Origin of the sequence: Streptomyces sp. NPDC059247 (assembly GCF_042754005.1) — a bacterium.
Taxonomy (GTDB): domain Bacteria; phylum Actinomycetota; class Actinomycetes; order Streptomycetales; family Streptomycetaceae; genus Streptomyces.
This window is the reverse complement of record NZ_JBHYZW010000009.1, coordinates 94,502-119,754: the sequence shown is the minus strand read 5'-3', so window position 1 is coordinate 119,754 and position 25,253 is coordinate 94,502. Positions and strand designations below refer to the sequence as shown.

Sequence of the window (25,253 nt, the reverse complement as noted above, 5' to 3'; positions counted from 1 at the left end):
TTGGGTGCGGGGGTCACTTGGCGCCGAGGGCCTTCTGCAGCGCGTCGAGGTTGGCGCGCATGACCTGGAGGTAGTCGTCGCCCTTCGACTTGTCCGTGATGCCTTCCAGCGGGTCGAGCACATCGGTCTTCAGACCGGTGTCGTCCGCGAGGGTCCTGGCGGTCTTGTCGCTCGCGAGGGTCTCGAAGAAGACGGTGCTGACCTTGTCCTTCTTCGCGATGTCCTGGATCTCCTTGATCCGGGCGGGGCTGGGCTCGGACTCGGGGTCGACGCCGGAGATGCCCTCCTGGTCCAGGCCGTACCGCTCGGCGAGGTAGCCGAAGGCGGAGTGGGTGGTGATGAAGGTCTTGGTGGTGGTGTTCTTCAGGCCGTCGCGGAAGTTGGCGTCGAGGTCGCCGAGCTGCTTCACCAGGGCGTCGGTGTTCTTCGTGTAGTCGGCGGCGTGGGCCGGGTCGGCCTTCGCCAGGGCGGCGCCCACGCCCCGGGCGACCTCGGCGTACTTCACGGGGTCGAGCCAGACGTGCGGGTCGGTTCCGGCCTCGGAGCCGTGGTCGTGGCCCGCTTCCTCCGCCGCGTGGCCCTCCGCCCCGTGCCCGTGGTCGTGGCCGGTGCTGCTGCCGTGGGTCTCCAGGGTGGTCAGGGTGGCCGCGTCGACCGTGTTCTTCACGCCGGCCTGGGCGATGGCCTCGTCGACGGCGGGCTGGATGCCCTTGAGGTAGAGGACGACGTCGGCGTCGCCGAGCGCGCCGATCTGCCGGGGCTTGAGCTCCAGGTCGTGGGGTTCGACGCCGGGCTTGGTGAGGGTGTCGACGGCGACGTGGTCGCCGCCTATCCGCTCGGCCAGGTACTGCATGGGGTAGAAGGACGCCACCACGTCCAGCCTGCCGCTGTCGCCCTTGTCGGCCGCGTCGGAGGTTCCGGCGCAGGCGGAGAGGGTGACGGCGCCGAGCGCGACGGCTCCGGCGAGGGCGGTGCTGGGTATCAGGCGGCGTACGTTCATGACACTCATTTTCAACAAAACTGGAAACGATTGTCAATTGTCCTTGGGTGTGGGCCACCCCACGCCGCCGTCCCGTGCCGCCGTCCCGCGCCCTCGCGCGGACCGCTCTCCGAACCGATTTGATACGGGGGGTACGGGCGCCGGTAACCTGTGGCATTCGCACTTCGTCGTCGTAATGAAGAGAGCACCGTGGCCGCCGACAAGATCGACACCATCGTCAGCCTGAGCAAGCGCCGTGGCTTCGTCTACCCGTGCAGTGAGATCTACGGCGGCCAGAAGGCCGCCTGGGACTACGGACCGCTCGGTGTCGAGCTGAAGGAGAACCTCAAGCGTCAGTGGTGGCGCTACATGGTCACCGCGCGCGAGGACGTCGTCGGCATCGACTCGTCGGTCATCCTGGCCACCGAGGTCTGGGAGGCCTCCGGTCACGTCGCCACCTTCAGCGACCCGCTGACCGAGTGCACCTCCTGCCACAAGCGCTACCGCGCGGACCACCTGGAGGAGGCGTACCAGGAGAAGCACGGCCGTCTCCCCGAGAACGGCCTTGTCGACCTCAACTGCCCCAACTGCGGCAACAAGGGCACCTTCACGGAGCCCAAGCAGTTCTCCGGGCTGCTCTCCACCCACCTCGGCCCGACCCAGGACACCGGCTCCGTCGCCTACCTGCGCCCCGAGACCGCCCAGGGCATCTTCACCAACTTCGGCCAGGTGCTGCAGACCTCGCGCAAGAAGCCCCCGTTCGGCATCGCGCAGATGGGCAAGTCCTTCCGGAACGAGATCACTCCGGGCAACTTCATCTTCCGCACCCGCGAGTTCGAGCAGATGGAGATGGAGTTCTTCGTCAAGCCGGGCGAGGACGAGGAGTGGCAGGAGTACTGGATGCAGCAGCGCTGGAACTGGTACACGGGCCTCGGTATGCGCGAGGAGAACATGCGCTGGTTCGAGCACCCGCAGGAGAAGCTCTCCCACTACTCCAAGCGCACCGCCGACATCGAGTACCGCTTCTCCTTCGGCGGCAGCGAGTGGGGCGAGCTGGAGGGCGTCGCCAACCGCACCGACTACGACCTGAACGCCCACTCCAAGGCCTCCGGCGCCAACCTGTCCTACCTGGACCAGGAGGGCGAGCGCTGGACGCCGTACGTCATCGAGCCCGCCGCCGGTGTCGGCCGCGCGATGCTGGCCTTCCTCCTCGACGCCTACACCGAGGACGAGGCCCCCAACGCCAAGGGCGTCATGGAGAAGCGCGTCGTGCTGCGCCTCGACCCGCGGCTGGCCCCGATCAAGGTCGCGGTCCTGCCGCTGTCCCGCAACGCGCAGCTCTCCCCGAAGGCCAAGGGCCTGGCGGCCGACCTGCGCCAGAACTGGAACATCGAGTTCGACGACGCGGGCGCCATCGGCCGCCGTTACCGTCGCCAGGACGAGATCGGCACCCCGTTCTGCGTCACCGTCGACTTCGACACCCTCGAGGACAACGCGGTGACCGTGCGCGAGCGCGACACCATGAAGCAGGAGCGCGTCTCGCTGGACCAGATCCAGGGCTACCTGGGCAGCCGCCTGCTCGGCTGCTGACCCGCCCCACGCTCACGGCGAAGCCCCCGGGTCCCGGAAACGGACCCGGGGGCTTCGCCGTGGTGCGGGAGACCGAAGGCCCGGGGCGCCGGAAGGGCCGGGGCGCCGGAAGGGCCGGGCGTCCCTCCGGCGGGCGGCCGGTCGCGGTGTCGCGGGGCCCTGGCCGTGGCAGGGCCGTGGGCGGGGAGTCAGGCGCGCAGGCCGCGGAGCAGGAGGTCCACCACGGCCTCGAACTCGGTCTCGATCGTGGGGCGCCGCCACTCCGGGGCATAGGCCGGGTCGTGGAAGCGGGAGGTCGCGTCGAACAGGGCGCGGGCCGTCGCCTCGGGGTCCTCGGCGCTGAACTCCGCGTCCCTCGCCCCCTCCTCGACGATCGACCGGACCTGGCCGATCAGGACGTCCACGTGCCGGTCGACCACCCCGCTGTTCTCGTCGATCAGCACCCCGTACGTGGCGAACAGCTCGGGGTCGCCGCCCGCCTTGTGCCGCTTGGCCTCGAAGAGGGTCGCGAACCAGTCGTGGAGCTTGGCCCGCGCCGGTCGTCCGGCCGCCGTCGTCAGCGCGGCGAGGTCGGTCTCGGTGCGCGAGAGCCACCGCTCGGTCACCGCCTCGCGCAGCGCCGCCTTCGTCCGGAAGTGGCGGTAGACGCTGCCGTGGCTGACGCCGAGGACCCGGGCCACGTCCACCACGGTCGCCTTCGCCGGGCCGTATCGCCGCAGCACCTCCTCGGTGGCTTCGAGGATGCGCTCGGCGGTCAGGGTCTCGGTGGCGGCCATGGAAGGACACTACCCGCCGGTCAGCGCTCGCTGTCCAGGTGCGCCATCTGCGATTCCGGGTACCGCTCGCCCGCCGCCGCGCCCGCCGGGACGGCCTTCTCGATCGCCGCCAGGTCGGCCGCGTCGAGCCTGACGTCCAGGGCGCCGAGCGCCTCCGCGAGCCGGTCCCGGCGCCGGGCGCCGACCAGCGGCACGATGTCCGCGCCCTGCCGCTCGGCCTGGGCGAGGACCCAGGCGACGGCGGTCTGCGCGACCGTCGCGCCCTTCGCCTCGGCGATCGCTCTCAGCCGGTCCACCAGGTCCAGGTTCCGCTGGAGGTTCTCCCCCTGGAAGCGGGGGCTCATGCCCCGGAAGTCGTTCGCCGCCAGCTTCCGGTCCCGGGCGAAGTGGCCGCTGATGAGCCCGCGCGACAGCACCCCGTACGCCGTGACGCCGATGCCCAGCTCGCGCGCGGCGGGCAGGATCTCCTTCTCGATCGACCGGGAGATCAGCGAGTACTCGATCTGGAGGTCGGAGACCGGGGTCACGGCCGCCGCCCGGCGCAGGGTGTCCGCGCCGACCTCCGAGAGCCCGACGTGCCGCACGTGCCCCGCCTCGACCAGCTCGGCGATGGCGCCGACGGTCTCCTCGATCGGCACGTCCGGGTCCACCCGGGCGATCCGGTAGATGTCGATGTGGTCGACGCCGAGGCGCTGGAGCGAGTACGCCGCGAAGTTCTTCACGGCGGCGGGCCGCCCGTCGTACCCCGAGAAACCGCCCTCGACCGTGCGCAGCGCGCCGAACTTGACGCTGGTCAGCGCCTGCTCGCGGGCGCTCGCGGGGGCCTTTCGCAGGGCTTCGGCGATCAGCAGTTCGTTGTGCCCCATCCCGTAGAAGTCGCCCGTGTCGAGCAGGGTCACCCCGGCGTCCAGGGCGGCGTGGATCGTCGCGATCGACTCGGCGCGGTCGGTCTCGCCGTACAGCGCGGACATGCCCATGCAGCCGAGGCCGAGGACGGAGACGCGGGGGCCGGTGGTGCCGAGAGGACGGGTGGGGACGGGGCTCTGGTTCGTCGTCATGTGACGACCATGGCATGTGCGATGACAGATTTCAATATCTGTCATTCGATCGAGTGGTCCGAGGGAAAACCGGATGCCTTCGCCGGAAGGGCGCCGGTAGCGTCATCGGCATGTCTTCGTTCTTCCAGATCTACGAGTGAGCGCCGTCATCAGCGGACCGCGTCGGACCATCACCCACCTCATCGACTGGAGAACACCGTGGCCAAGAGCCGCAACAACCTCCTCGGCGTCGGAGGGCAGCGCAAGAAGCTGTCCCGCGCCGACCAGCACGGCAACCCCCAGGGCCGCTCGGCCGCCCGCCGCACGGCGGACGACCAGAAGCGGGAACTCCTGAGGAAGATGCGCGAGCGCGCCCAGACGGCCGACACCACCGGACACCCGGCCGAGGACGCCGGACACCCGGCCGCCGCTGAACCCACCGGCACCACTGGCACCACCGGCCCCGCGGACCACACCGCCACCGGCCGGGACTGACCTCCACCGGTCGGAGGCGGACCTCCACCGGTCGGCCCCTGACCTCCACCGGTCGGGACCGACCAGCGCCGCATGAGGGGTCGGGGGCTTTCCCGCCCCGGCCCCTCCTCGTCCCGCCTCTCCTCGCCCCCAGCCCTTCCCGATCCCGCCCCGCCCCGGCCCGCCCCGGCCCCTCCCGCTCGGGCCAAGCCCTCCGTTCAGGCCGAAGGCATCTCAGGCCGAAGGCATCCGCGCCGGGGGGTCCGGATTCTCCGCCGACAGTCGGCGGGCCGTCCGCTCCGCCGTTCCACGGGCCCACTTCCCGCTGGTCAGCGCCCCCGCGACGAACACCACGAGTCCGCACACCGTCACCACCCAGTACCCCGACCGGGCCGCCGCCGCGAAGTCGGACAGGGAGCCTCCGCCACGGGTCCCCGCCGCCAGCAGCGCGCCCACGACCGCCACTCCCAGCGTCTGCCCCACCTGTCTGCTCGTCGAGGCCACCGCCGACGCCACCCCCGCCTGCGCCAGGGGCATCCCGGAGACGGCCGTGTTGGTGATGGGGGTGTTGACCAGACCGAAGCCGATGCCGAACACCACGTACCCGGTGAAGAGCAGCGCGTCGTTCGTCTCCGCGCCGAAGGCCGCGAAGAGCAGCGCCCCGGCGGTCATCGCGGCTCCGGAGAACAGCAGCGGGAGCCGTGGCCCGCGCGCGCCCGTCAGCCGCCCGGACAGCGGCGCGAAGACCAGGGTCATGCCCGCCATCGGCAGCATGAACAGGCCCGCCCGAAGCGGGGTGAGGCCGCGGACGTCCTGGAGGTACAGGGTGTTCAGGAAGAGGAAGCCGCCGAGGGCCGCGAAGGCGGCGACCGCGATCACGGTGGCCCCGCTGAAGGGCGCGCTGCGGAAGAACCGCAGATCGATCAGGGGCTCGCGGCGCCTGGGCTCGTAGAAGAGCAGTCCGGCGAGCGCCCCGGCCGCGATCCCGGCGAACAGCGGGTCGGTCTCGATGATCGCGTACGTGAGCGAGCCGAGGAGCGCCGCCACCAGGAACTGTCCGACGGGGTCGGGGCGCCGGGGCCGGGGAGCCCGGGACTCGGGGACGTACCGCAGGGTGAGGAGCAGGGCGACCAGGGCCACCGGCAGGTTGATCCAGAAGATCGCCCGCCAGCCGACGGTCTCCACGAGCAGTCCGCCCACCAGCGGTCCCGCGGCCATGGACACCCCGACGACCCCGCCCCAGACGCCGATGGCACGCGCGCGTGCGGCGGGTTCCGTGAAGGTGTTGGTGATGATCGACATGGCGACCGGGTTGAGCATCGAGCCGCCGACCGCCTGGAGCGCGCGGAAGGCGATCAGGGCCTCCAGGTTCGGCGCGAGGGAGCAGAGCAGGGAGCCGAGCGCGAAGACGACGAGTCCGGTGACGAAGACCTTGCGGCGGCCGATGCGGTCGGCGGTGGAACCGGCGAGCATCAGGAGGGAGGCGAGGACCAGCGTGTACGCGTCGATCGTCCACTGGAGTCCGGAGACGGAGGCGCCCAGATCGCGGCGGATGGACGGCAGGGCGACGTTGAGCACGGTGTTGTCCAGGCTGACGATGAGCAGGCTCATGCAGCAGACGGCCAGGACGAGCAATTGCCTGCGCCGGGGGAGCGGTGGGCGTGTGAGCTCGGGCATGTGCGGATGGTACGGCCGACCCGCGACCGGCGCAGTGCGCGACAATGGCGCCATGACCGCGTTCTCCCCCCTTGCCATCGGGCCGCACATCGTGCAGCCGCCGGTGGTGCTCGCCCCCATGGCCGGCATCACCAACGCCCCCTTCCGGACCCTCTGCCGCGAGTACAGCGGCGGCAAGGGGCTGTTCGTGAGCGAGATGATCACGACCCGCGCCCTGGTCGAGCGCAACGAGAAGACGATGCAGCTCATCCGCTTCGACGCGACCGAGCGCCCCCGCTCGATCCAGCTGTACGGAGTGGACCCGGTGACGGTCGGCAAGGCCGTGCGGATGATCGTGGACGAGGACCTCGCCGACCACATCGACCTGAACTTCGGCTGCCCGGTGCCGAAGGTGACCCGGAAGGGCGGCGGCTCGGCGCTGCCCTACAAGCGGCCGTTGCTGCGCGCGATCCTGCACGAGGCGGTGTCCAACGCGGGCGACCTCCCGGTGACCATGAAGATGCGCAAGGGCATCGACGACGACCACATCACCTATCTGGACGCGGGCAGGATCGCGGTCGAGGAGGGTGTCACGGCCATAGCCCTGCACGGCAGGACGGCGGCGCAGCACTACGGCGGCACGGCGGACTGGGACGCGATCGCGCGCCTCAAGGAGCACGTGCCCGAGATCCCGGTGCTCGGCAACGGCGACATCTGGTCCGCCGACGACGCCCTGCGGATGATGCGGGAGACAGGCTGTGACGGGGTGGTCGTGGGCCGGGGCTGCCTGGGCCGCCCATGGCTCTTCGGCGACCTCGTGGCGGGTTTCGAGGGCACCGACGCCTACGCGCAGCCGGGGCTCCGGGAGGTCGCGGACGCGATGGTGCGGCACGCGCGGCTGCTCGGGGAGTGGCTGGGCGACGAGGCACGCGGTGTCATCGACTTCCGGAAGCATGTGGCCTGGTACTTGAAGGGCTTCTCGGTGGGTTCCGAGATGCGCAAGAAGCTGGCGGTCACCTCCTCCCTGGACGAGCTGAGCGCTCAGTTGAGCGAGCTGGACCTGGAGCAGCCGTGGCCGGTGGGCGCGGACGGCCCTCGGGGACGTACGTCCGGAAACAACCGTGTCGTCCTGCCGGACGGCTGGTTGAAGGACCCGTACGACTGCGCGGGCGTGAGCGAGGAGGCCGAGCTGGACACGTCCGGCGGCTGAGATCGGACCTTTCCGGGGGAGTGATCCTCGCCACCCTTGAGGGGGGTGGTGCTCAGATGAGCAGGCTGGGAAAGGCTGTAATCCCTGAAGGGTGGCACTGGGTGCCACCCTTTTTGTATTCAAGGAGTGAACGCAGATGCTCGAATGTACGCTCATGTGAGCGACTTGTCCCTGTGGGGAGTCATGCCGCCTTCGGGGCCTGAAAGCGGAAGCTACCGGTCGGTTACTTTCGAAGTGCTGGCGGACGGGTGGTTAAGGCCACGTGACCGCTAGGCGTACCTCCCCAGAAGCCTTCGATCTGGGTATGTTCCTCGCCGTCAGGGCAGCCAACCGAGTCATCGAGGAGTCGGGACCCGTGTCGGAAAACAATGATCAGAAGTTCGTGTACGACTTCACCGAGGGCAACAGGGACCTGAAGGACCTGCTCGGTGGCAAGGGCGCGAACCTGGCCGAGATGACCAACCTCGGTCTGCCGGTCCCTCCCGGGTTCACGATCACCACCGAGGCGTGCAAGGTCTACCTCGAGAGCGGCGCGGAACCGGCCGCGCTGCGCGACGAGGTGAGCGCGCACCTCGACGCCCTGGAGCGGCGGATGGGCAAGCGGCTGGGCCAGGCGGACGACCCGCTCCTGGTCTCCGTCCGCTCCGGCGCCAAGTTCTCCATGCCGGGCATGATGGACACCGTCCTCAACATCGGCCTCTCCGACGAGTCCGTCGCCGGACTCGCCCGCCAGGCGGGCAACGAGCGCTTCGCCTGGGACTCGTACCGCCGTCTCATCCAGATGTTCGGCAAGACCGTCCTCGGCGTCGACGGCGAGCTGTTCGAGGAGGCCCTCGACGAGGCCAAGGCCGTCAAGGGGGTCGCCAGCGACACCGACCTCGGCGCCGCCGACCTCCAGCGGGTCGTCGAGCACTTCAAGAAGATCGTGAAGACCGGGACCGGCCGCGACTTCCCCCAGGACCCGCGCGAGCAGATGGACCTCGCCATCCAGGCCGTCTTCAACTCCTGGAACACCGACCGCGCCAAGCTGTACCGCCGCCAGGAGCGCATCCCCGGCGACCTCGGCACCGCCGTCAACATCTGCTCGATGGTCTTCGGCAACCTCGGCCCCGACTCCGGCACCGGCGTCGCCTTCACCCGCGACCCCGCCTCCGGCCACGAGGGCGTCTACGGCGACTACCTCCAGAACGCGCAGGGCGAGGACGTCGTCGCGGGCATCCGCAACACCGTGCCGCTGGCCGACCTGGAGTCGATCGACAAGGCGTCGTACGACCAGCTCATGGAGATCATGAACACGCTGGAGACCCACTACAAGGATCTCTGCGACATCGAGTTCACCATCGAGCGCGGCCACCTCTGGATGCTCCAGACCCGGGTCGGCAAGCGCACCGCGGGCGCCGCCTTCCGCATCGCCACCCAGCTCGTGGACCAGGGCCTCATCGACGAGGCCGAGGCGCTCCAGCGGGTCAACGGCGCCCAGCTCGCCCAGCTGATGTTCCCCAAGTTCGACGAGGCCGCCAAGGTCGACCAGATCGGGCGCGGCATCGCCGCCTCCCCGGGCGCCGCCGTCGGCAAGGCCGTCTTCGACTCGTACACCGCCGTCAAGTGGTCCCGCTCCGGCGAGAAGGTCATCCTGATCCGCCGCGAGACCAACCCGGACGACCTGGACGGCATGATCGCCGCCGAGGGCATCCTGACCTCGCGCGGCGGCAAGACCTCGCACGCCGCCGTCGTCGCCCGGGGCATGGGCAAGACCTGTGTCTGCGGCGCCGAGGAGCTGGAGGTCGACACCAAGCGCCGCCGGATGACCACGGCCGACGGCCAGGTCGTCGAGGAGGGCGACGTCGTCTCCATCGACGGCTCCACCGGCAAGGTCTACCTCGGCGAGGTGCCCGTCGTGCCGTCCCCGGTCGTCGAGTACTTCGAGGGCCGGATGCACGCCGGGGCCGACGACGCCGACGAACTCGTCCAGGCCGTCCACCGGATCATGGCCTACGCCGACCGCGTCCGCCGCCTGCGGGTCCGGGCCAACGCCGACAACGCCGAGGACGCCAACCGCGCCCGCCGCTTCGGCGCCCAGGGCATCGGCCTCTGCCGCACCGAGCACATGTTCCTCGGCGAGCGCCGCCAGTACGTCGAGCGCCTGATCCTCGCCGACACGGACGCCGAGCGCGACGAGGCCCTCGAAGCCCTGCTCCCGCTCCAGAAGACGGACTTCGTGGAGCTGTTCGAGGCCATGGACGGACTGCCCGTCACGGTCCGGCTGCTCGACCCGCCGCTGCACGAGTTCCTGCCCGACATCACCGAGCTGTCGGTCCGCGTCGCCCTCGCCGAGTCCCGCAAGGAGCCGCACGAGAACGATCTGCGCCTGCTCCAGGCCGTCCACCGGCTGCACGAGCAGAACCCGATGCTGGGACTGCGCGGCGTCCGCCTCGGGCTGGTCATCCCCGGTCTGTTCACCATGCAGGTCCGGGCCATCGCCGAGGCCACCGCCCAGCGCGTCGACGCCAAGGGCGACCCGCGCGTCGAGATCATGATCCCGCTGGTCGGCACGGTCCAGGAGCTGGAGATCGTCCGCGAGGAGGCCGAGCAGGTCATCGCCGAGGTACGGGCCCGCACCGGCGTCGACCTGAAGCTCGCCCTCGGCACCATGATCGAGCTGCCGCGCGCCGCCGTGACCGCCGGACAGATCGCCGAGGCCGCCGAGTTCTTCTCCTTCGGCACCAACGACCTGACCCAGACGGTGTGGGGCTTCTCCCGCGACGACGTGGAGGCCTCCTTCTTCACCGCGTACCTGGAGAAGGGCATCTTCGGCGTCAGCCCCTTCGAGACCATCGACAAGGACGGCGTCGGCGCCCTGGTCCGCAGCGCCGTCGAGGCCGGGCGCGCCACCCGCCCCGACATCAAGCTCGGCGTCTGCGGCGAGCACGGCGGCGACCCGGAGTCGGTGCACTTCTTCCACGAGGTCGGCCTCGACTACGTCTCCTGCTCGCCCTTCCGCATCCCCGTGGCCCGCCTCGAGGCCGGCCGCGCGGCGGCCGAGGCGAAGGGCAGCGACAGCCGCTGAACCGGCCGGGGCCCGGCGCCCCCGCGGGACCTCCGGTGCGGCCCCCGCCGCCTCCACCCTCACCGACGGGCGGCGGCACCGGAACCAGAGACGGGACGGACACCTCTGTGCGGAGGTGTCCGTCCCGTCGTCCGTCCCGCCACCGGTCCCGTCGTCCGTCCCACCGGTCTCGTCGTCCGTCCCACCGGTCCCGTCGTCCGTCCCACCGGTCTCGTCGTCCGTCCCGCCGGTCCCGCCGCGAGTCCCGGCCGTCCGTCCCGGAGGCCGTGCGGTGCGATGCGGCGGCGGGGCGGCGGCGGGGCCGTACGAATCCCGTATGGACGCCGTACGGAAGCCATTCGCGCGGTCGTGAGTCGGTGTTCAATTTCGGCCGTTTGAATTATTCGTTGTTGAACTTCTTCGCGTGTGGCCGAAAAGAAGCGAAGAGGCGTGAAGAGGTACGGAGAATGGGGCGGGCGCGACCCCCGGATCCCCACCCGGAGGCCGCGCCCTTTACTGGTGCCGGGCAGGTGAGCCGTAACCTCGCCGACCGCCGCCGGACGGACTAAGCCCCCCACGGTCTTGGTCCGTCACCTCGGTCCTGAAGGTTTCCTGCCCGACCCGTACAGCTTTTCGTTTCCGCCCTGATCGCCGCGATGCTTTTCAACTGTGGCTGAAACACCCTGGTAACGTGCTGTGATGCTGTGCATACTCGTTGTCGGGGGTGGTTGATCGTGCACAGGTGGGGACGTCATGCTGCGGATTCATTTCACCGGAATCGACTTGGCGGGGGTGCGGACGGCCGCCCGGCCGGACGTTCTGTGGGAAACGATTCTGAGTTTTCATCGTTTACGGGACCGGCGCGGCCCCGTGGTCTACGGGGAATGGCGCTCCGAAACACGGATGCGGCTCGGCGGTGAGACCCGCATCCTCGCGGCGCTCGTACCCGGCCGCGGATATTTCCCCGACTTCCTGACACCCGCGGAAGGCATCCAGGGGCTCGAAGAGGGACTCCAGGCGATCCGGGCCACCGACCCCCTGCGGCTCCACGACGAACTCGCCCTGCTCGCCGCCGACCGCTCCGGCGGCCGGACCGTGCCCCACTCGCTGCGGGCCCTCGCCGACGGCGCCGCCCAGCCCTTCGACCGGCTCGTGGGGGCCCTGCGGAGCTATCACCGGGCGGCCGTCGAGCCGTACTGGCCGCACATCCGCGCCAGCGTCGAGGCCGACCGGGCGCGCCGGGGCCGCGCCCTCCTGGACGGCGGCGCCGAGGAACTCCTCGACTCGCTGCCCCCGATGCTGCGCTGGCGCGCACCCGTCCTGGAGGCCGACTACCCCGTCGACCGGGACGTCCACCTGGACGGGCGGGGGCTGCTGCTCCAGCCCTCGTACTTCTGCCGGGGGACGCCCGTCGTGCTGCGCGATCCCGCGCTGCCGCCGGTCCTCGTCTACCCGGTCACGCACGGCGAGGCGCCGACCGTCCGCGCGCCCGGCGGCTCCTCGCTCGGCAAACTGGTCGGACAGACCCGCTCGGTGGTCCTGCACGCCATCGGCGACGGCGGCACGACCAGCGAGCTGGCCCGCAGGGCCGGGGTGTCACTGGCCTCCGCGAGCCAGCACGCGGGCGTCCTGCGCGAAGCCGGGCTCATCGCGACCCTGCGCAACGGCAACGCGGTCCTGCACACCCTGACACCGCTGGGCGCCGCCCTCCTCGGCGGCGCCCAGCGGTCGGCGGACGGGCGGTGCTACGCCCGGACGGGCCGGTGACGCGGGCACCCGCGCCCCGGGGCGCGCGGTGCCGCGACGGCCGCCCGGGGCGTCCCGGGTCAGGTGCGGAAGGGGCCCTTGACCTCGTACGTGATGCCGCCGGAGGAACTGCCGCTGGTGCCGCGCTGGCTGGAGAAGTACAGCCGTCCGCCGTCGGGGGAGAAGGCCGGGCCGGTGATCTCCGAGCCGGACTGGCCGTTGATCCGCAGGAACGGCGCGACGACGTCGTCCGGGGTGATGAGGCAGATCTCCATGCTGCCGCCGTCCTCGGCGACGAACAGGTCCCCGGAGGCGCTGCCGGTGATGTTGTCGACGCCGGTCAGCGGGGCGGCGCCGCCGGGGACCAGCGAGTCGTCGTAGGCCAGCTCGTAGGTGCCCGCGGCGAGGTTCACCTGCCAGACCCGGTTGTCGCCCTTGGTGGTGAACCAGACGGTGTCGTCCGCGTAGTGGCAGCCCTCGCCGCCGTTGAAGCGCTTGGCGCCCGGGACCTGGTTGCGGGTGGTGGTCGGGGAGCCGTCCGGGTCCGGCACGTTCTGCCAGGTGAAGCCGCCCGAGGTGGCCGTGGACGCCTTGAGGACCTGGAGGGTGCCCGCCGACAGGTCGCCCCAGGTGGTGGGGAGGAAGCGGTAGAAGCAGCCGTCGGTCTCGTCCTCGGTCAGGTAGACCGCCTTGCGGACCGGGTCGGCGGCGGCGGCCTCGTGCTTGAACCGGCCCATCGCGTCCCGGCGGTGGGCGGTGCCGCCCCACGGGTTCGACTCGTAGACGTAGCCGAGGGACACCTCCTCGCAGGAGAGCCAGGTGTTCCACGGGGTCGCGCCGCCCGCGCAGTTCTGCCGGGTGCCGGAGAGGACGCGGTACGCGCCGGTGACCGTGCCCGCCGCGTCGAAGCGCACCGCGCTCGCGCCGCCGCTCGGGTTGACCTCCGAGTTCGACACGTAGATCCAGCCGGTGCCGTCGACGAAGCAGGCGCCGCCGTCGGGGGCGCTGTGCCAGCTGTACGAGGTGCCGGGAACCTGCTGTCCGGACCGGGCGATCACCCGGCTGGTGAACCCGGCGGGCAGCAGGATGCCGTTGGCGTCGGCCGCGCCCAGCGCCCCGTAGGGGCCCGCGCCCGGCTGCGCGGGGGCGGCGAACGCCGCCCCGTGCCACAGACTGCCGCCGAAGACGGCGGCCGAGGTGCCGATGACCGCTCCACGCAGGAAACCGCGTCGCTCCACGTCTCACTCCCGAGAAAGGATGGTGATCCGCCCCGCCGCGCCGGTCGGGCGACGGGGTCGCGCGTCTCCGGAACCTAGGAGTACGGAGTTGACCGGACGTCAACGAGCGATGAAGCGGAGACGGCGCGCACCGGGCGGGGCGCCTTCGGCCGCGATCGGAGGGGCCTTCCTCCTCCGGGGCGCCCCTCCACTGTCGGTGGCACCCGTTAGCTTCGGATCATGTCTATCTCCGCGCATCTGCTCGACTCGCTCCGGCTGCCGGAGGGGCGGGCCCTGGTCCACGGTTCCGTCTGGGAGAACCGGGCGGGGCGTCCGCACCGCGCCCTGCTGCTCCACGGCGACGACCTGGAGGTCCACGAGCTGGACGCCCTGTTCGCCGGGGAGCAGGCGCCCGCCGCCCTCTTCCCGCTGCCCTGGCCGGACTTCGCCCGGGGCGGGGCGTCGGTGAGCCCCGACGGGAGCTTCGCCGTGTTCGCCGGACAGCGGGCGGTACGGGCGGTGACCGCCGACGGCGGGACGCTCTGGGAGTACGGGCACACCTGCTGGGGGTCCCCGCTCGGCCATCCGCACCCGGCGGCCGGGCGGGGCCCCTGCCAGGGGTACGAGCACGGCTCCTGCCGGGTCTCCGACGACGGCCGGTTCGTCTGGGCGCACGTCCTGGCCCCGGGGGAGGAGTACCAGGAGGTCTGGTCGGTCCTGGACGCGCGGGACGGCCGGGAGCTCGCCCGGATTCCGCTCGGTGACAGCGAGGCCAGCGGTTCGCAGCACTTCTCCCACCCCGACGGCGTCCACATGGGGCTCTGCGTCGGCATGGGCCAGGACGGCGTCCTGCTGTTCTGGGCGCGCTGGGACGGCACCCGGCCGACCGTGCGGGACCTCGACGGGGCCCTCGACCGCATCCTCGTCGACGTCCACCCGGCGCACGGGGGCTTCCTCACCGTCGAGCACTACGGCTCTGACCTGCGGCTGCACGCCCTGGACGGTACGGTCCTCGCCGCGCGCGACCAGCTCCCGGCGGCGGAGGGGAGCGACGCGGACGAGCTGCCGTGGGACCACGCGCCCGGCTTCGTCGACGCGGACACGGTCGTCGTCTCCACGGGCGTCGAGTACGACGTGGACGACTCGGGCCCCCGGCACTGGCTCCTCGACGCCCGCACCCTGGAGATACGGGGCCCCGTCACGTACCCCGGCGGCCCCGTCGACAGCCCGGTCCGCCCGCTCGGCGACGGGAGCTGGCTCACGTACGACGCGGAGGCGGACGGCGGGACGCTCAGCCGGTGGACGGCCGGGAACGACCGGGCGGGCGGCTGAGCGGGGACGGAGGGCCGCACGGGCGGCTGAGCGGGGACGGGCGGCCGGGCGGGGACGGAGGGCCGGGCGGGTGACCGGACCGGCGGTGGACTACGGGCGGAGAGGGGCCGGACCGGCGGTGGGGCCGGGAGGGAGCCGGGCGGGCCCTCGCGGGCGGCCGGTGCCGGGGACCTTCGGCACTTGGGCGGGCGGGCCGGTGGCGGGGAGACTGGGGCCATGCGTGCCACCCGGGACATCCGCGACCGTGCCGATCTCGACGTGCTCCTGCGCCGCTTCTACACCGCCGCCTTCGCCGACCCCCTCATCGGGCCCTTCTTCACGGAGGTCGCCGGGACGGACCTGGAGGCCCATCTGCCGCACATCACCGACTTCTGGGAGCGGGCCCTGCTGCGGAGCGCCCCGTACCGGCGCGACGCCTTCGCCCCGCACGGGGCCCTGCACTCCGCACGGCCGCTGACCGCCGCCCACTTCGGCCGCTGGGCGCAACTGTGGCGGGCGAGCGTCGACGGACTGTACGCCGGGCCGCTCGCCGACCGGGCCAAGGCGCAGGGCGAGCGGATCGCCCTCGCGCTGCTGCGGCGGCTCGCCGGGCCCGACGCGGTGGCGGGGGCGGCGACCGGCGGTACGTCCGGTGGATTCATCCCCTTGGCCGCTTTCGAGCTGCGTACCGCCTCCTGAGCGGAAAAAGATCTCGGGAGAGCGATGAGTTCGGGGCGCCGCACCCGTCCTACCTCTTGAAAGCGCGAGAACAGCGAGCGCGCGTACGCACCGAGGGAAGAGAGCACGCCATGGCCCAGAAGATGATCTTCGTGAACCTGCCCGTCGAGGACGTCGCCGCCAGCAGGACCTTCTTCGAGAAGCTCGGCTGGACGATCAACCCGCAGTTCAGCGACGAGTCCACCGCGTGTGTCGTCATCAGCGACACGATCTTCGCGATGCTGCTGGAGGCGCCCAAGTTCCGCGACTTCATGGCCCCCGGCAAGGAGCTCGCCGACGCGACCCGGACCACGGAGGTGCTGGTCACGGTGAGTGCCGAGAGCCGTGAGGAGGTCGACGCGCTGGCCGAGGCGGCGCTGGCCGCGGGCGGCACCCCGGCGAAGGAGCCGCTGGACCACGGCTTCATGTACGGCCGCTCCTTCACCGACCTGGACGGCCACCACTGGGAGATCTTCTGGATGGACCCGGCGGCCGTCCAGGGCTGAGCCCCGGCGCGTCAGGCGGAGACGCCGCCGTCGATCACCAGATCCGTGCCGACGACGGAACCCGCCCCGTCCGACGCGAGGTACAGCACGGCCGCCGCGACCTCGGCGGCCGAGGAGATCCTGCCGAGGGGAGAGTCCTGCTTCATCCGGACCTCCCGCTCGGCCTCCGTCTCCCCGGGCAGCAGCGACATCGACGACTCGGAGGCGCCGGGGCTGACCGCGTTGACGCGGACCCCGTCGGCGATGTGGTCCAGGGCGGCGGCCCTGGTCAGGGCCGACACGGCCGCCTTCGACACCTGGTAGCCGAAGACCCCGGGGACGCGCACGTGCGGGCCCAGGTTCGACGAGATGTTCACGATCGCCCCGCCGCCGTGCGCCCGCATGTGGGCCACCTCGGCCTGGAGGGCGTGCAGGACCCCGGTGACGTTGATGTCGAGAAGTTCCTGCCAGTCCTCCAGCGGGAAGTCGGCGGCGCTGTGTCCGCCCCGGAAGATTCCCGCGTTGTTCACGGCCACGTCGAGCCCGCCGAAGCGCTGGACCGTGGCGCGGACCAGTTCCCGTACGGACTCGGCGGACGCCACGTCGGCGGTGACGGCCGAGGCGGTGCCCCCGGCGGCCTCGATCAGCGCGACCGTCTCCTCCAGCGGGCCCGGGGTGCGGCCCGCGACGACGACCTTCGCGCCCTCGGCGGCGAAGGCGAGCGCGACGGCCCGGCCGAGACCGGAACCGGCTCCGGTGACGAGCGCGACGCGGCCGGTGAAACGTGATGCGGACATGTGGGCCAACTCCCCTGTGACGGTTGCTGCTTGGTCTGTGGTCTGTGGTCTGTGGTCTGTGGTCTGCGGGGTGCGGGGTGCGGGGTGCGGGGTGCGGGTGAGGTCACTCCGTGCGGGTCGCGGCGACCGCGAGGGCCGTGAAGAGGACGGCGGCCCCGGCCAGGGACACGGCGTCGCCGCCGAGGGTGAGCAGTACGGCGAAGACGACGGTCGGACCGAGTTCCATCGCCGTGTTCAGTACGCCTCCGGCCAGTCCCGCACGGTGTGCCGGGACGCCCTCGGTGGCGAGGACGGCGGCGCCGGAGAAGGACAGGGCGCCGCCGAGCGGCAGCAGGACGAGCCCCGGCAGCAGCCCGTACGCGTACGGGACCGAGGTCCCGAAGCCGGTCGCCGCCAGCAGTCCCAGGCCGACGGCCGCCGTCCCGAGGCCCGCCGAGGTCACCCGGCCGGGGCCGTACCGTGCGATCAGCGGGCCCGTCAGCCGGCCCGCGCCCAGCAGCGCGACGGCGAAGGGCACGAAGGCGGCGGAGGTGCGCAGTTCGTCCCAGCCGCGTTCCCGCTGGAGCGCGAGGGACAGCAGGACGAAGACGGTGGCCGTGCCCGCCGCGGTGAGCCCGATCGCCGCCAGACCCAGGGCGCGGCGCCGGTCGCGCAGGAAGTCCGGCGGCAGGAGCGGATCGGCCGTCCGCCGCTCCACCGCCCCGAAGGCGGCGAGCAGGGCGACTCCGGCGAGCAGCGGGACCAGGACCGGGGCGGACGTCCACGGGTGGGCGTCGGTGAGGACCAGTCCATAACTGGCGAGGACGATGCCGCCGGTCGCGAGCAGCGCGCCGGGCAGGTCGAGGGAGCGCCGCCCGGCCGTACCGGCGCGCGGCGCGGGCGGCAGCAGCCGGGGCGCGAGGAGCAGGGCGGCGACGGCCACCGCGACCGGCACCGCGAAGGTGCCGCGCCAGGAGGAGACCGCCGCGATCACTCCGGAGAGCAGGTTCCCGGCGGTCGCGCCCAGCACGGAGAGCCCGCCCCAGGTGCCCATCGCCCTGCCGTACGCGCCCGGCGCCGGGAACAGGTCCCGGAGCACGGCCATCGCCGCCGGGGCGACCAGCGCGGCGCCGACGCCCTGCCCGAACCGGGCCGCGAGCAGGGCCCCGTACCCCTGGGTGAGGGGGGCGAGGGCCGAGGCGGCGCCGAAGAGCAGCAGCCCGACGGTGAGCGTCCGCCGTCCGCCGAACCGGTCGGCGAGCCGTCCGCCGAGGAGCAGCAGCCCCGCGAAGGTCAGCCCGTAAGCGGCGCTCAGCAGGATCAACTGGGGCCGGTCGAGCCGTAGTTCGACGCCGATGCGGGGGAGGGGTACGGCGAGCGAGGCGAGGGTGAAGACGAGCGTCATCTGCACGGCTCCGAGCAGCAGGAACGCGGCGCGGGCGCGGCGGACGCTGGTGGTGCTGGTGGCGTGGGTACTGTGGTGCCTCGCGCCCGTGTCTCCGGCTGCCGTCGCGCCCGGGGCCGTACCCGCGCCCCGCCCCGTACTCGCGCCCCCGTCCGTGCTCCCGCCCTCCGTCCCGCACCCCTCCGTGCCCTCGTCGGTGCTTCTCGCCGTCATCGACGACATGGCCACCCCCCCCCGTTATATTTGACCGTACGTTCCAGTATGAGTGCCGAAGAAAAGGCGCCTCCCCCGTGGGCGCCTTCTCCTGGTCGTTCAGTCCAGCAGGGTCAGTGCCTGCTCCGTCGCGTCGCGGACCCGGGCCGGGTCGCTCGACACCTTGCCGACCACCCGGATGCCCTGCATCAGGACGAGCAGCATCCGGGCGAGCGCCCGTGGGTCGCGGTCGGCCGGGAGTTCGCCCCCGGCGCGCGCCCGTGCGAGCGACGCGTGCAGGAGCGTCTCGATCTGCTCCCAGCTCAGCTCGACCCGGCGCGCCACCTTCGTGTCGTGCGGCCCCAGCTCCGCCGCCGAGTTGGTGACGAAACAGCCGTTCAGGCGCTGCCCCTCGGTCGACGCCTCGGCGGCGAAACGGCGGACGAGCGCGCGGACGGCGGGCAGTGCCGGACCCTGCGCGGACAGTTCCTCGATGAGGTCCGGGTCGCGGGTCTCCAGGTAGCGGTCCATCGCCTTCAGATACAGCTCGTGCTTGTTGCCGAAGGTCGCGTAGAGGCTGGCCCGGCCGATGCCGAGGTGCTCCACGAGGTCCGACATCGCCGTCGCCTCGTAGCCGCGCGCCCAGAACAGGTCGAGCGCTGCCTGGAGCGCGGCGTCGGGATCGAATTCCTTGGTCCTGGCCACGAGAGGACCGTACGGCTTTCTGGAACGAGCGGTCAAGCTATTTCCGGAACGATCGGTCAAGGAGGCGGCCCTGGCTGGGCCGGGGGACGCGTACGGGCCGGGCCGCCGGGTGCTCGCGGGTCGGCCGGGCGTCCGCTCACGACGATCCCCTGTCCGCACAGAGGACGGGGGGAATGGGGGAATCCGGCGTCCGGCGGGCCTTGTCCGGCACCTCCGTCTGTCCGCCCGTCCGCCCGTCCGGCGGGCCTTGTCCGGCACTTCCGTGATCCGGCACCTCCGCCCGTCCGCCGGGCCCTGTCGGGCACTTCCGTATCCGGCACCGCCCTCCGGCCGCCGGTCCCGTGTCCCGTCCGGCGGTGGCTCCGCCACCCGGGGTTAACCCGTGGTCAGCCTCGGCTCAAGCCTGCCTTAAGGATCAGGCGGACGGGCCCGAGCAGCGGATTCGCGTCCGGAGGCGGACCTAGGGTGCCGGATGTGACCCCCGAGTCCAGCCCCCACCCCCTGTACGTGTCCCTGCCCGCCGCCCCGCCCTCGCCCGCCGCCCCACCGGTCCCGGCCCCGCCCGCCGCCCCGCCCGCGCCTTCCGGCCCGCCCCGACCTGCGGGCCACACCCGTCCCACTGCCCCGCTCCACCCCACGCACCACACTCACCACACCAGTCACACTCACCCCACAGCCACGCCCCACCCCACCGGCCGCGTCCACCCCACCCCGGGCGTCCACGCCCCCGCCCCCCACCCCCACCCCGACGTCCCCCCGCTCCGACTCGCCCCCGACCGGCTGCGGACCGGCATCCTCGCCGGTGCCGGGGCGGTCACCCTGCTGTGGGGCGTCCAGGCCCGGCCGTCCGCCCGGCTCGACGCCCTCTTCGCCACCGGGGCCCACCTCACCGGCCTCCTCGCCGGATACGGCGTCCTCGTCATGCTGCTGCTCATGGCCCGGGTCCCGGCCGTCGAGCACGGCGTCGGCGCCGACCGGCTCGCCCGCTGGCACGCCCTCGGCGGCCGGTACGTCCTCGGGCTCATCGGCGCGCACGCGCTCCTCGCCCTCTGCGGTTACGCCGCCCACACCCGTACCGACCTGGTCATCGCCACCGGGCACCTCCTGTCGTACCCGGCGCTCGCCGCCGCCACCGCCGGTACCGCCCTCTTCGTCGCCGTGGGCGTCACCTCCGCGCGGGCAGTCCGCCGCCGGGTCCGGCACGAGACCTGGCGGGCCGTCCACCTCGGCGGTCTGCTCGCCGCCGCCCTCGGCTTCGTGCACCAGCTCGCCGGGCCCGACCTCGCGGGCAGCCTCCTCACCCGCTGGCTCTGGTCGATGGCCCACGGCACGGTCGCCGTCCTCCTCGTCTGGTACCGGCTCGTCGTCCCCGTCCGCGCCGCCCTCCGCCACGACCTGCGGGTCGTCGAGGTCCGCGACGAGGGGCCCGGGGTCGTCTCCGTCCTCGTCCGGGGCAGGGGAGTGGCCCGGCTCCGCGCCGAACCCGGCCAGTTCTTCCGCTGGCGGTTCCTGCGGCGCGGCCTCTGGGCGACCGCGCTGCCCTTCTCCCTCTCCGCGCCGGTCCGCGACGACACCCTGCGGATCACGGTCAAGGCGCTCGGCGACCACACCCGGCGCATCCGGCGGCTGCGCCCCGGCACCCGGGTCCTGGCCTCGGGCCCGTTCGGCGCGCTCACCGCCCACCGCCGCACCCGCCGCAAGGTCCTGCTGCTCGCCGGGGGCGTCGGCATCACCCCGCTGCGGGCCCTCTTCGAGACGCTGCCCGGCGGGCCCGGCGACGTCACCCTCCTCTACCGGGCGTCCGACGCCGCCGGGCTCGTCCTGCGCGCCGAACTGGAGGGCATCGCCCGCGAACGCCGGGCCGCGCTGCACTTCCTCCTCGGCCCCTCGGACGCCTCCTTCGACCCGCTCGCCCCGCGCGCCCTGCGCGAACTGGTGCCGGACCTCGCCGTCCACGACGTCTATCTGTGCGGGCCGCCCGCGATGGCACGGGCCGCCACCGCCAACCTGATCCGGGCCGGAGTACCGGCCTCCCGCATCCACAGCGAGGACTTCGACCATGCCTAGCGAGACGAGCGGACCGGACGCACGACGGGGTACGGCGGACGCCCGGGGACCGGCGGACGGAGGAGGAGGGCCGGACGCACGGGAGGCGTTGGACACCCGGGGAGCCGCGGACGTACGGGAGACGGTGTACGCACATGGAGCGGTGTACGCACACGGAACGGTGGACGCACACGGAGCGGTGCACGTACACGGAGCGGTGCACGTACACGGAGCGGTGCACGTACACGGCGCGGTGGACGGGCGCGGCGCGCCGCCGTCCGGGGCGCGGGCCCGCCGGGGCAGGCACGGCGCGCCCCGGGCCCCGTTCGCGGCCGTCTCCGTCGAGCGGGCCCGGCGGCGGCTGGCGACCGCCCTCGTCGGCGCCGGGGCGATCGCCGCGACCCTGCTCACCGCCGCCGTCAGCCCGGCCGCCCCGCCCGCCCCGGACCGGGAGCCGGGCGCCGCAAGCTCAGACGTAGCTCAACTATCCGGGGATTGATGGACGGGGCAACGACCGTCTCCCTAGGCTCACGGCCATGCCCGACATATCGCTGACCACCCTCGTCCTGCTGTGCCTCGCCGCGCTCGTGGCGGGCTGGATCGACGCCGTGGTCGGCGGTGGGGGCCTGCTCCTGCTGCCCGCCCTGCTGCTCGGCCTCCCGAACGTCCCCGCCGCCCACATCCTCGGCACCAACAAGGCCGTCTCGATCGTGGGGACCACGGGGGCCGCCGTCACCTACGTCCGCAAGGCGCCGGTCAAGGTGTGGACGGCGGTCCGCATCGGGCTCGCCGCGCTCACGGGTTCCATGGGCGGGGCCTTCTTCGCCGCCGGGATCAGCAGTGACGTGCTGCGCCCGGTCATCATGGTGGTGCTGCTCGCGGTGGCGGCCTTCGTGGTGCTGCGGCCGTCGTTCGGGGCGAAGCCGGAGGGGGCGGACCGGGCGCCGCTGACCCGGGCGCGGATCGTGACCGCGATCGTCGTCGTGGGCGGCGGCATCGGCTTCTACGACGGCCTGTTCGGGCCGGGCACCGGTACCTTCCTGGTCCTCGCGCTGACCGCGGTGCTCCACCTCGACCTGGTGACGGCCTCCGCGACCGCGAAGATCGTCAACGTCTGCACCAACGCGGGCGCGCTCGTCATGTTCGCCCACCAGGGCAGCGTGTACTGGCAGCTGGCCGCCGTCATGGCGGTCTTCAACCTGGTGGGCGGGACCGTCGGGGCGCGGATGGCCCTGAGCAGGGGCGCCGAGTTCGTGCGCGGGGTGCTGCTCGTCGTGGTCCTGTCCCTGGTCGCGAAGCTCGCCTTCGACCAGTGGGCGTGAGCCCGGACGGGACACGGGAAACGGGCCCCGGGCTCCAGAACACGGGCTTCCGGCTCCGGGGCACGGCCCCGGGTCATCTCACCCCGATGAGGTGGCCGAAGGCGACCACGTTCCCCTGGTAGCCGTTCTTCTTCGAGAAGCCGCCGCCGCAGGTGATCACCCGGATCTCGGCCCGGCCCGCCTCGTCGTACACCTTCCGGTCGGGGAAGTCCTTGTTCTCGTACACCTCGACCGCGTCGACGGTGAACACCGCCGTGCGCCCGTCCTGCCGGTCGACCTCGATCCGGTGGCCCTTGCGCAGCGCGCCGAGCGTGTAGAAGACGGCAGGTCCCTCGGCGTTGTCGACATGGCCCGCGACGATCGCCGTGCCCTTGGCGCCGGGCGTGGTGCCGTCCCGGTACCAGCCGGCCAGGTTCCGGTCCGAGGCGGGCGGCACGTCGAGCGAGCCGTTCGCCGCGAGCCCGAGCGGTGCCATCGGGGTGTCCACGTCGGTCTCCGGGATGCGGAGCCGGACCGGCGGCGACGGCGGCAGCGGGTCGGCGGCGGCGTCGGTGTGCACGCTGGGACCGGCGGCGAAGGCCTGGGCCGCCGACGGCACGGGCGGAGTGACCTGCTCGGAGCCGTTCTGGACGAGCCAGAGCCCGACGCAGGCGGCGACGGCCAGGCCCCAGCCCTTGCTCCTGTTGCTCACCTGGGTTCCCCCTGTCGGTTCGTGGAGGTGGCCCCGCCCCCGCCGGGCCCGTGCGACGGGCGGCGGGGGCGGGGCGGGCGGTGGTCCTCGGGAGGCGTCCGGAGCGTCACGCCGGGGCGTCGCTACTCGGACGTGCTCCCGTCAGTGGCCCTGCGCGCCGCTCGCCCGGCGGCGCAGGAGCCAGACCCCGCCCACGGCAGTCGCGGCCAGCACCGCCGCACCTGCCGTGACCTGGGCGGTGTCGGGGCCCACGCTGCCCCCGACACCGGTCTGGACGTGCCCGCTCGGACCCCGGTGCCTGACGGTCAGGTCGCCCCGGGCCGTCCTGCCGTTGTCGCAGGCCACGCTGATGCCGTGGGTGCCGGACCTGGCGTGCTCCGGCACGTGGAACCGTCCGACCACGACTTCCTTGTGCGTGCCCGGGTTCAGCTGGAACTCGCCCGCGCCGAGCGAGTTCGCGTCACCGACGCCGTGCCCGTGCTCACCGCAGGCGAGGGTGCTGACGGTCACGGTCGTACCGGGTTCGGCGGAGGACGGGTAGATCTCCAGGGACTCGGGGCGGCCGTTGTTGTGATGGTTGTTGTTGTAGTTGCGGTCGTTCTCGTTCTCGTTGCCGTTGTTGGCGTACGCGACCGGGGCGGCGAACGCCCCGAGCGCGACGACCGTCAGCGCGGTACCGGTGAGCAGGCGGACAGGGGTGCGCATAGGGGAGCCTCCGGGGCGCGCGAGCGGTCATGCCGGCGGTCCTGCCGGGAGGGACTTCCCGGCAGCGACCTTCATATGACCGAGATAAGAGCCGTGGCGCGCCCCGCGCCTGCTGATGAGGCGTCAGGATTGGGCCGTCCGGTGCGGTGTGTCGGCTGGATTCCCGGAGTCCTCGCAGGTCGGAGCGGGTTTCGAGGCGTCAGGCGACACGCGGTGCCGAACGGGTGACCGCGCTCGGGATCCCTGCGGGGTGGGGCGGGGCGGCTCAGACCCCTACACCCGGCTCCCGGCTCCCGGCTCCCGGAGGAGCGGCGGTCGTGACGGAGTCGGCCCGCCCCCGCGTCAGCCCTCCACCGCCTCCGCCTCCACCGCGTCGTAGGCCGCGTGCACCCGGGCCATCAGCTCCTCGTCGACCGCGTACCCGACCCCGTCGATCGCGGTCACCGGCGCGATGACCCGGGCGTTGGTCACCAGAGCGGCCCGGTAGCCCGGCAGATCGGCCCGGGTCACCGGGCGCCTGACCGACTCCAGGACGCCCGAGAGCAGGGTCATGGTGATTCCCTCAAGGCAGGGAGCCGACGGCCAGACCAGTGAAGTCCCGTCCCAGAAGGCGATGTTGGCGATCGCCCCCTCGGAGACCTCGCCGCCCGGAGAGGTGAGCAGTGCCTCGTCGTAACCGGCCCGCAGGGCCTCCGCCCGGTGGTAGGCCTGCCCGAAGCCGCCCAGGTGCTTGATGTGCGCGGCCGGACGCCAGTAGTCCACGGCCGTCAGGCGCTGCGGCGCGCCCGGTCCGTCGGCGGCGGGCAGGGCGACGGTCACCGCGACCCGGGCGCCCCCGTACACGTACACCCGCACCGAGGCGTCCCGCCGCCCGGCCGCCGTCAGGGCGCTGGTGATCAGCTCGCGGACCCGCCCGCCGGGCAGCTCCCGGCCGAACAGCTCGCGGGTGGAGCGGTCGAGCCGGGCGAGATGCGCGCCGAGGCCCCGCACCCGCCCGTCCCTGACCTGCATCGCCGTGAAGTGACCGAAACCGTTCATGAGGGTGGCGAGCAGCTCGGGGTCGGCCGCCGGTGCGCCGTCGATCTCGATGTGTTCGGGCGGAGTCGTCATGCCCCCACGGTAAGGCCGCCGTTCCCCGCGCGGCCGGGACGTCGGAAGCCGGGGCGG

At 72.7% G+C, this 25,253-nt stretch carries 22 protein-coding genes; 11 read left to right on the top strand and 11 right to left on the bottom strand.

The features are described from left to right. Positions 1-13: 13 nt before the first annotated feature. Positions 14-1,000 carry a metal ABC transporter substrate-binding protein gene (locus tag ACFXGN_RS18485; protein ID WP_384860057.1) on the bottom strand — a complete coding sequence of 329 codons (987 nt, stop codon included), beginning with the start codon at positions 998-1,000 and terminating at the stop codon, positions 14-16. A 189-nt stretch (positions 1,001-1,189) separates the two neighbouring features. Here ACFXGN_RS18485 and ACFXGN_RS18480 point away from each other — a divergent pair, with 189 nt between their 5' ends. Then, a complete protein-coding gene (locus tag ACFXGN_RS18480; RefSeq protein WP_384860054.1) occupies positions 1,190-2,569 on the top strand; it encodes a glycine--tRNA ligase in 1,380 nt (459 codons plus the stop codon). 188 nt (positions 2,570-2,757) lie between these two features. On the opposite strand, the gene ACFXGN_RS18475 is transcribed toward ACFXGN_RS18480, so the two are convergent. Both ACFXGN_RS18475 and ACFXGN_RS18470 read right to left on the bottom strand, forming a co-directional pair. Then, the gene (locus ACFXGN_RS18475; RefSeq protein WP_351789297.1) at positions 2,758-3,345 is read right to left on the bottom strand and encodes a TetR family transcriptional regulator; all 588 of its coding nucleotides are present in this window, start codon (positions 3,343-3,345) and stop codon (positions 2,758-2,760) included. Between the two features lie 20 nt (positions 3,346-3,365). Continuing rightward, complete coding sequence (locus ACFXGN_RS18470; RefSeq protein ID WP_384860050.1) at positions 3,366-4,403, bottom strand: aldo/keto reductase; 1,038 nt, start codon at positions 4,401-4,403, stop codon at positions 3,366-3,368. Between the two features lie 198 nt (positions 4,404-4,601). On the opposite strand from ACFXGN_RS18470, the gene ACFXGN_RS18465 reads away from it, so the two are divergent. Further along, a complete protein-coding gene (locus tag ACFXGN_RS18465) occupies positions 4,602-4,877 on the top strand; it encodes a DUF6243 family protein (RefSeq protein ID WP_384860047.1) in 276 nt (91 codons plus the stop codon). Between the two features lie 213 nt (positions 4,878-5,090). Here ACFXGN_RS18465 and ACFXGN_RS18460 read toward each other — a convergent pair whose 3' ends face one another. After that, the gene (locus ACFXGN_RS18460) at positions 5,091-6,533 is read right to left on the bottom strand and encodes an MFS transporter (RefSeq protein ID WP_384860046.1); all 1,443 of its coding nucleotides are present in this window, start codon (positions 6,531-6,533) and stop codon (positions 5,091-5,093) included. A gap of 52 nt (positions 6,534-6,585) precedes the next feature. On the opposite strand from ACFXGN_RS18460, the gene dusB reads away from it, so the two are divergent. The 3 genes from dusB to ACFXGN_RS18445 all read left to right on the top strand — a co-directional run bounded on the left by dusB (position 6,586) and on the right by ACFXGN_RS18445 (position 12,535). Beyond that, a complete protein-coding gene (gene dusB / locus ACFXGN_RS18455) occupies positions 6,586-7,722 on the top strand; it encodes a tRNA dihydrouridine synthase DusB (RefSeq protein ID WP_384860043.1) in 1,137 nt (378 codons plus the stop codon). Positions 7,723-8,077: 355 nt separating this feature from the next. After that, complete coding sequence (gene ppdK, locus ACFXGN_RS18450) at positions 8,078-10,789, top strand: pyruvate, phosphate dikinase (protein WP_384860040.1); 2,712 nt, start codon at positions 8,078-8,080, stop codon at positions 10,787-10,789. Positions 10,790-11,521: 732 nt separating this feature from the next. Then, the gene (locus ACFXGN_RS18445; RefSeq protein ID WP_384860037.1) at positions 11,522-12,535 is read left to right on the top strand and encodes an ArsR/SmtB family transcription factor; all 1,014 of its coding nucleotides are present in this window, start codon (positions 11,522-11,524) and stop codon (positions 12,533-12,535) included. A 59-nt stretch (positions 12,536-12,594) separates the two neighbouring features. On the opposite strand, the gene ACFXGN_RS18440 is transcribed toward ACFXGN_RS18445, so the two are convergent. After that, positions 12,595-13,752, bottom strand: coding sequence for an alkaline phosphatase PhoX (locus ACFXGN_RS18440; RefSeq protein WP_384860034.1), 1,158 nt, complete (start codon positions 13,750-13,752; stop codon positions 12,595-12,597). A 219-nt stretch (positions 13,753-13,971) separates the two neighbouring features. Between ACFXGN_RS18440 and ACFXGN_RS18435 the strand changes: the two genes are divergently transcribed. From ACFXGN_RS18435 to ACFXGN_RS18425, 3 genes are all read left to right on the top strand, one after another. Then, positions 13,972-15,063 carry a hypothetical protein gene (locus ACFXGN_RS18435; protein ID WP_384860031.1) on the top strand — a complete coding sequence of 364 codons (1,092 nt, stop codon included), beginning with the start codon at positions 13,972-13,974 and terminating at the stop codon, positions 15,061-15,063. 216 nt (positions 15,064-15,279) lie between these two features. After that, entirely contained in the window at positions 15,280-15,741 is a 462-nt protein-coding gene (locus ACFXGN_RS18430; protein WP_384860028.1) for a group III truncated hemoglobin, read from the top strand. A gap of 110 nt (positions 15,742-15,851) precedes the next feature. Then, the gene (locus tag ACFXGN_RS18425) at positions 15,852-16,265 is read left to right on the top strand and encodes a VOC family protein (RefSeq protein WP_384860025.1); all 414 of its coding nucleotides are present in this window, start codon (positions 15,852-15,854) and stop codon (positions 16,263-16,265) included. A gap of 11 nt (positions 16,266-16,276) precedes the next feature. Here ACFXGN_RS18425 and ACFXGN_RS18420 read toward each other — a convergent pair whose 3' ends face one another. The 3 genes from ACFXGN_RS18420 to ACFXGN_RS18410 all read right to left on the bottom strand — a co-directional run bounded on the left by ACFXGN_RS18420 (position 16,277) and on the right by ACFXGN_RS18410 (position 19,322). Next, positions 16,277-17,041 carry an SDR family NAD(P)-dependent oxidoreductase gene (locus ACFXGN_RS18420; RefSeq protein WP_384860022.1) on the bottom strand — a complete coding sequence of 255 codons (765 nt, stop codon included), beginning with the start codon at positions 17,039-17,041 and terminating at the stop codon, positions 16,277-16,279. A 103-nt stretch (positions 17,042-17,144) separates the two neighbouring features. Continuing rightward, the gene (locus ACFXGN_RS18415; RefSeq protein WP_384860019.1) at positions 17,145-18,638 is read right to left on the bottom strand and encodes an MFS transporter; all 1,494 of its coding nucleotides are present in this window, start codon (positions 18,636-18,638) and stop codon (positions 17,145-17,147) included. Positions 18,639-18,737: 99 nt separating this feature from the next. Continuing rightward, positions 18,738-19,322, bottom strand: coding sequence for a TetR/AcrR family transcriptional regulator (locus ACFXGN_RS18410; protein WP_384860017.1), 585 nt, complete (start codon positions 19,320-19,322; stop codon positions 18,738-18,740). 474 nt (positions 19,323-19,796) lie between these two features. Between ACFXGN_RS18410 and ACFXGN_RS18405 the strand changes: the two genes are divergently transcribed. From ACFXGN_RS18405 to ACFXGN_RS18395, 3 genes are all read left to right on the top strand, one after another. Then, the gene (locus ACFXGN_RS18405) at positions 19,797-21,389 is read left to right on the top strand and encodes a ferric reductase-like transmembrane domain-containing protein (RefSeq protein WP_384860015.1); all 1,593 of its coding nucleotides are present in this window, start codon (positions 19,797-19,799) and stop codon (positions 21,387-21,389) included. Between the two features lie 196 nt (positions 21,390-21,585). Further along, on the top strand, positions 21,586-21,867 hold the full coding sequence (locus tag ACFXGN_RS18400; protein WP_384860013.1) for a hypothetical protein: 282 nt from the start codon (positions 21,586-21,588) through the stop codon (positions 21,865-21,867). A gap of 37 nt (positions 21,868-21,904) precedes the next feature. Beyond that, the gene (locus ACFXGN_RS18395) at positions 21,905-22,690 is read left to right on the top strand and encodes a sulfite exporter TauE/SafE family protein (protein ID WP_384860010.1); all 786 of its coding nucleotides are present in this window, start codon (positions 21,905-21,907) and stop codon (positions 22,688-22,690) included. A gap of 73 nt (positions 22,691-22,763) precedes the next feature. On the opposite strand, the gene ACFXGN_RS18390 is transcribed toward ACFXGN_RS18395, so the two are convergent. The 3 genes from ACFXGN_RS18390 to ACFXGN_RS18380 all read right to left on the bottom strand — a co-directional run bounded on the left by ACFXGN_RS18390 (position 22,764) and on the right by ACFXGN_RS18380 (position 25,196). Next, positions 22,764-23,381 (bottom strand): class F sortase, encoded by a 618-nt coding sequence (locus ACFXGN_RS18390; RefSeq protein WP_384860008.1) that lies wholly within the window; start codon positions 23,379-23,381, stop codon positions 22,764-22,766. 141 nt (positions 23,382-23,522) lie between these two features. Further along, positions 23,523-24,086, bottom strand: a complete 564-nt coding sequence (locus ACFXGN_RS18385; protein WP_384860005.1) for a hypothetical protein — start codon at positions 24,084-24,086, stop codon at positions 23,523-23,525. 342 nt (positions 24,087-24,428) lie between these two features. Beyond that, positions 24,429-25,196 carry an aminotransferase class IV gene (locus ACFXGN_RS18380; RefSeq protein WP_384860002.1) on the bottom strand — a complete coding sequence of 256 codons (768 nt, stop codon included), beginning with the start codon at positions 25,194-25,196 and terminating at the stop codon, positions 24,429-24,431. Positions 25,197-25,253 lie beyond the last annotated feature (57 nt).

Excerpts from the sequence above, each read along its gene's own strand:
- ACFXGN_RS18395 (WP_384860010.1), top strand. The coding sequence starts at position 21,905 with ATGCCCGACATATCGCTGACCACCCTCGTCCTGCTGTGCCTCGCCGCG.
- ACFXGN_RS18485 (WP_384860057.1), bottom strand. The coding sequence starts at position 1,000 with ATGAACGTACGCCGCCTGATACCCAGCACCGCCCTCGCCGGAGCCGTC.
- ACFXGN_RS18430 (WP_384860028.1), top strand. The coding sequence starts at position 15,280 with ATGCGTGCCACCCGGGACATCCGCGACCGTGCCGATCTCGACGTGCTC.
- dusB (WP_384860043.1), top strand. The coding sequence starts at position 6,586 with ATGACCGCGTTCTCCCCCCTTGCCATCGGGCCGCACATCGTGCAGCCG.
- ACFXGN_RS18380 (WP_384860002.1), bottom strand. The coding sequence starts at position 25,196 with ATGACGACTCCGCCCGAACACATCGAGATCGACGGCGCACCGGCGGCC.
- ACFXGN_RS18415 (WP_384860019.1), bottom strand. The coding sequence starts at position 18,638 with ATGACGGCGAGAAGCACCGACGAGGGCACGGAGGGGTGCGGGACGGAG.
- ACFXGN_RS18460 (WP_384860046.1), bottom strand. The coding sequence starts at position 6,533 with ATGCCCGAGCTCACACGCCCACCGCTCCCCCGGCGCAGGCAATTGCTC.
- ACFXGN_RS18445 (WP_384860037.1), top strand. The coding sequence starts at position 11,522 with ATGCTGCGGATTCATTTCACCGGAATCGACTTGGCGGGGGTGCGGACG.
- ACFXGN_RS18475 (WP_351789297.1), bottom strand. The coding sequence starts at position 3,345 with ATGGCCGCCACCGAGACCCTGACCGCCGAGCGCATCCTCGAAGCCACC.
- ACFXGN_RS18420 (WP_384860022.1), bottom strand. The coding sequence starts at position 17,041 with ATGTCCGCATCACGTTTCACCGGCCGCGTCGCGCTCGTCACCGGAGCC.
- ACFXGN_RS18470 (WP_384860050.1), bottom strand. The coding sequence starts at position 4,403 with ATGACGACGAACCAGAGCCCCGTCCCCACCCGTCCTCTCGGCACCACC.
- ACFXGN_RS18425 (WP_384860025.1), top strand. The coding sequence starts at position 15,852 with ATGGCCCAGAAGATGATCTTCGTGAACCTGCCCGTCGAGGACGTCGCC.
- ACFXGN_RS18385 (WP_384860005.1), bottom strand. The coding sequence starts at position 24,086 with ATGCGCACCCCTGTCCGCCTGCTCACCGGTACCGCGCTGACGGTCGTC.
- ACFXGN_RS18435 (WP_384860031.1), top strand. The coding sequence starts at position 13,972 with ATGTCTATCTCCGCGCATCTGCTCGACTCGCTCCGGCTGCCGGAGGGG.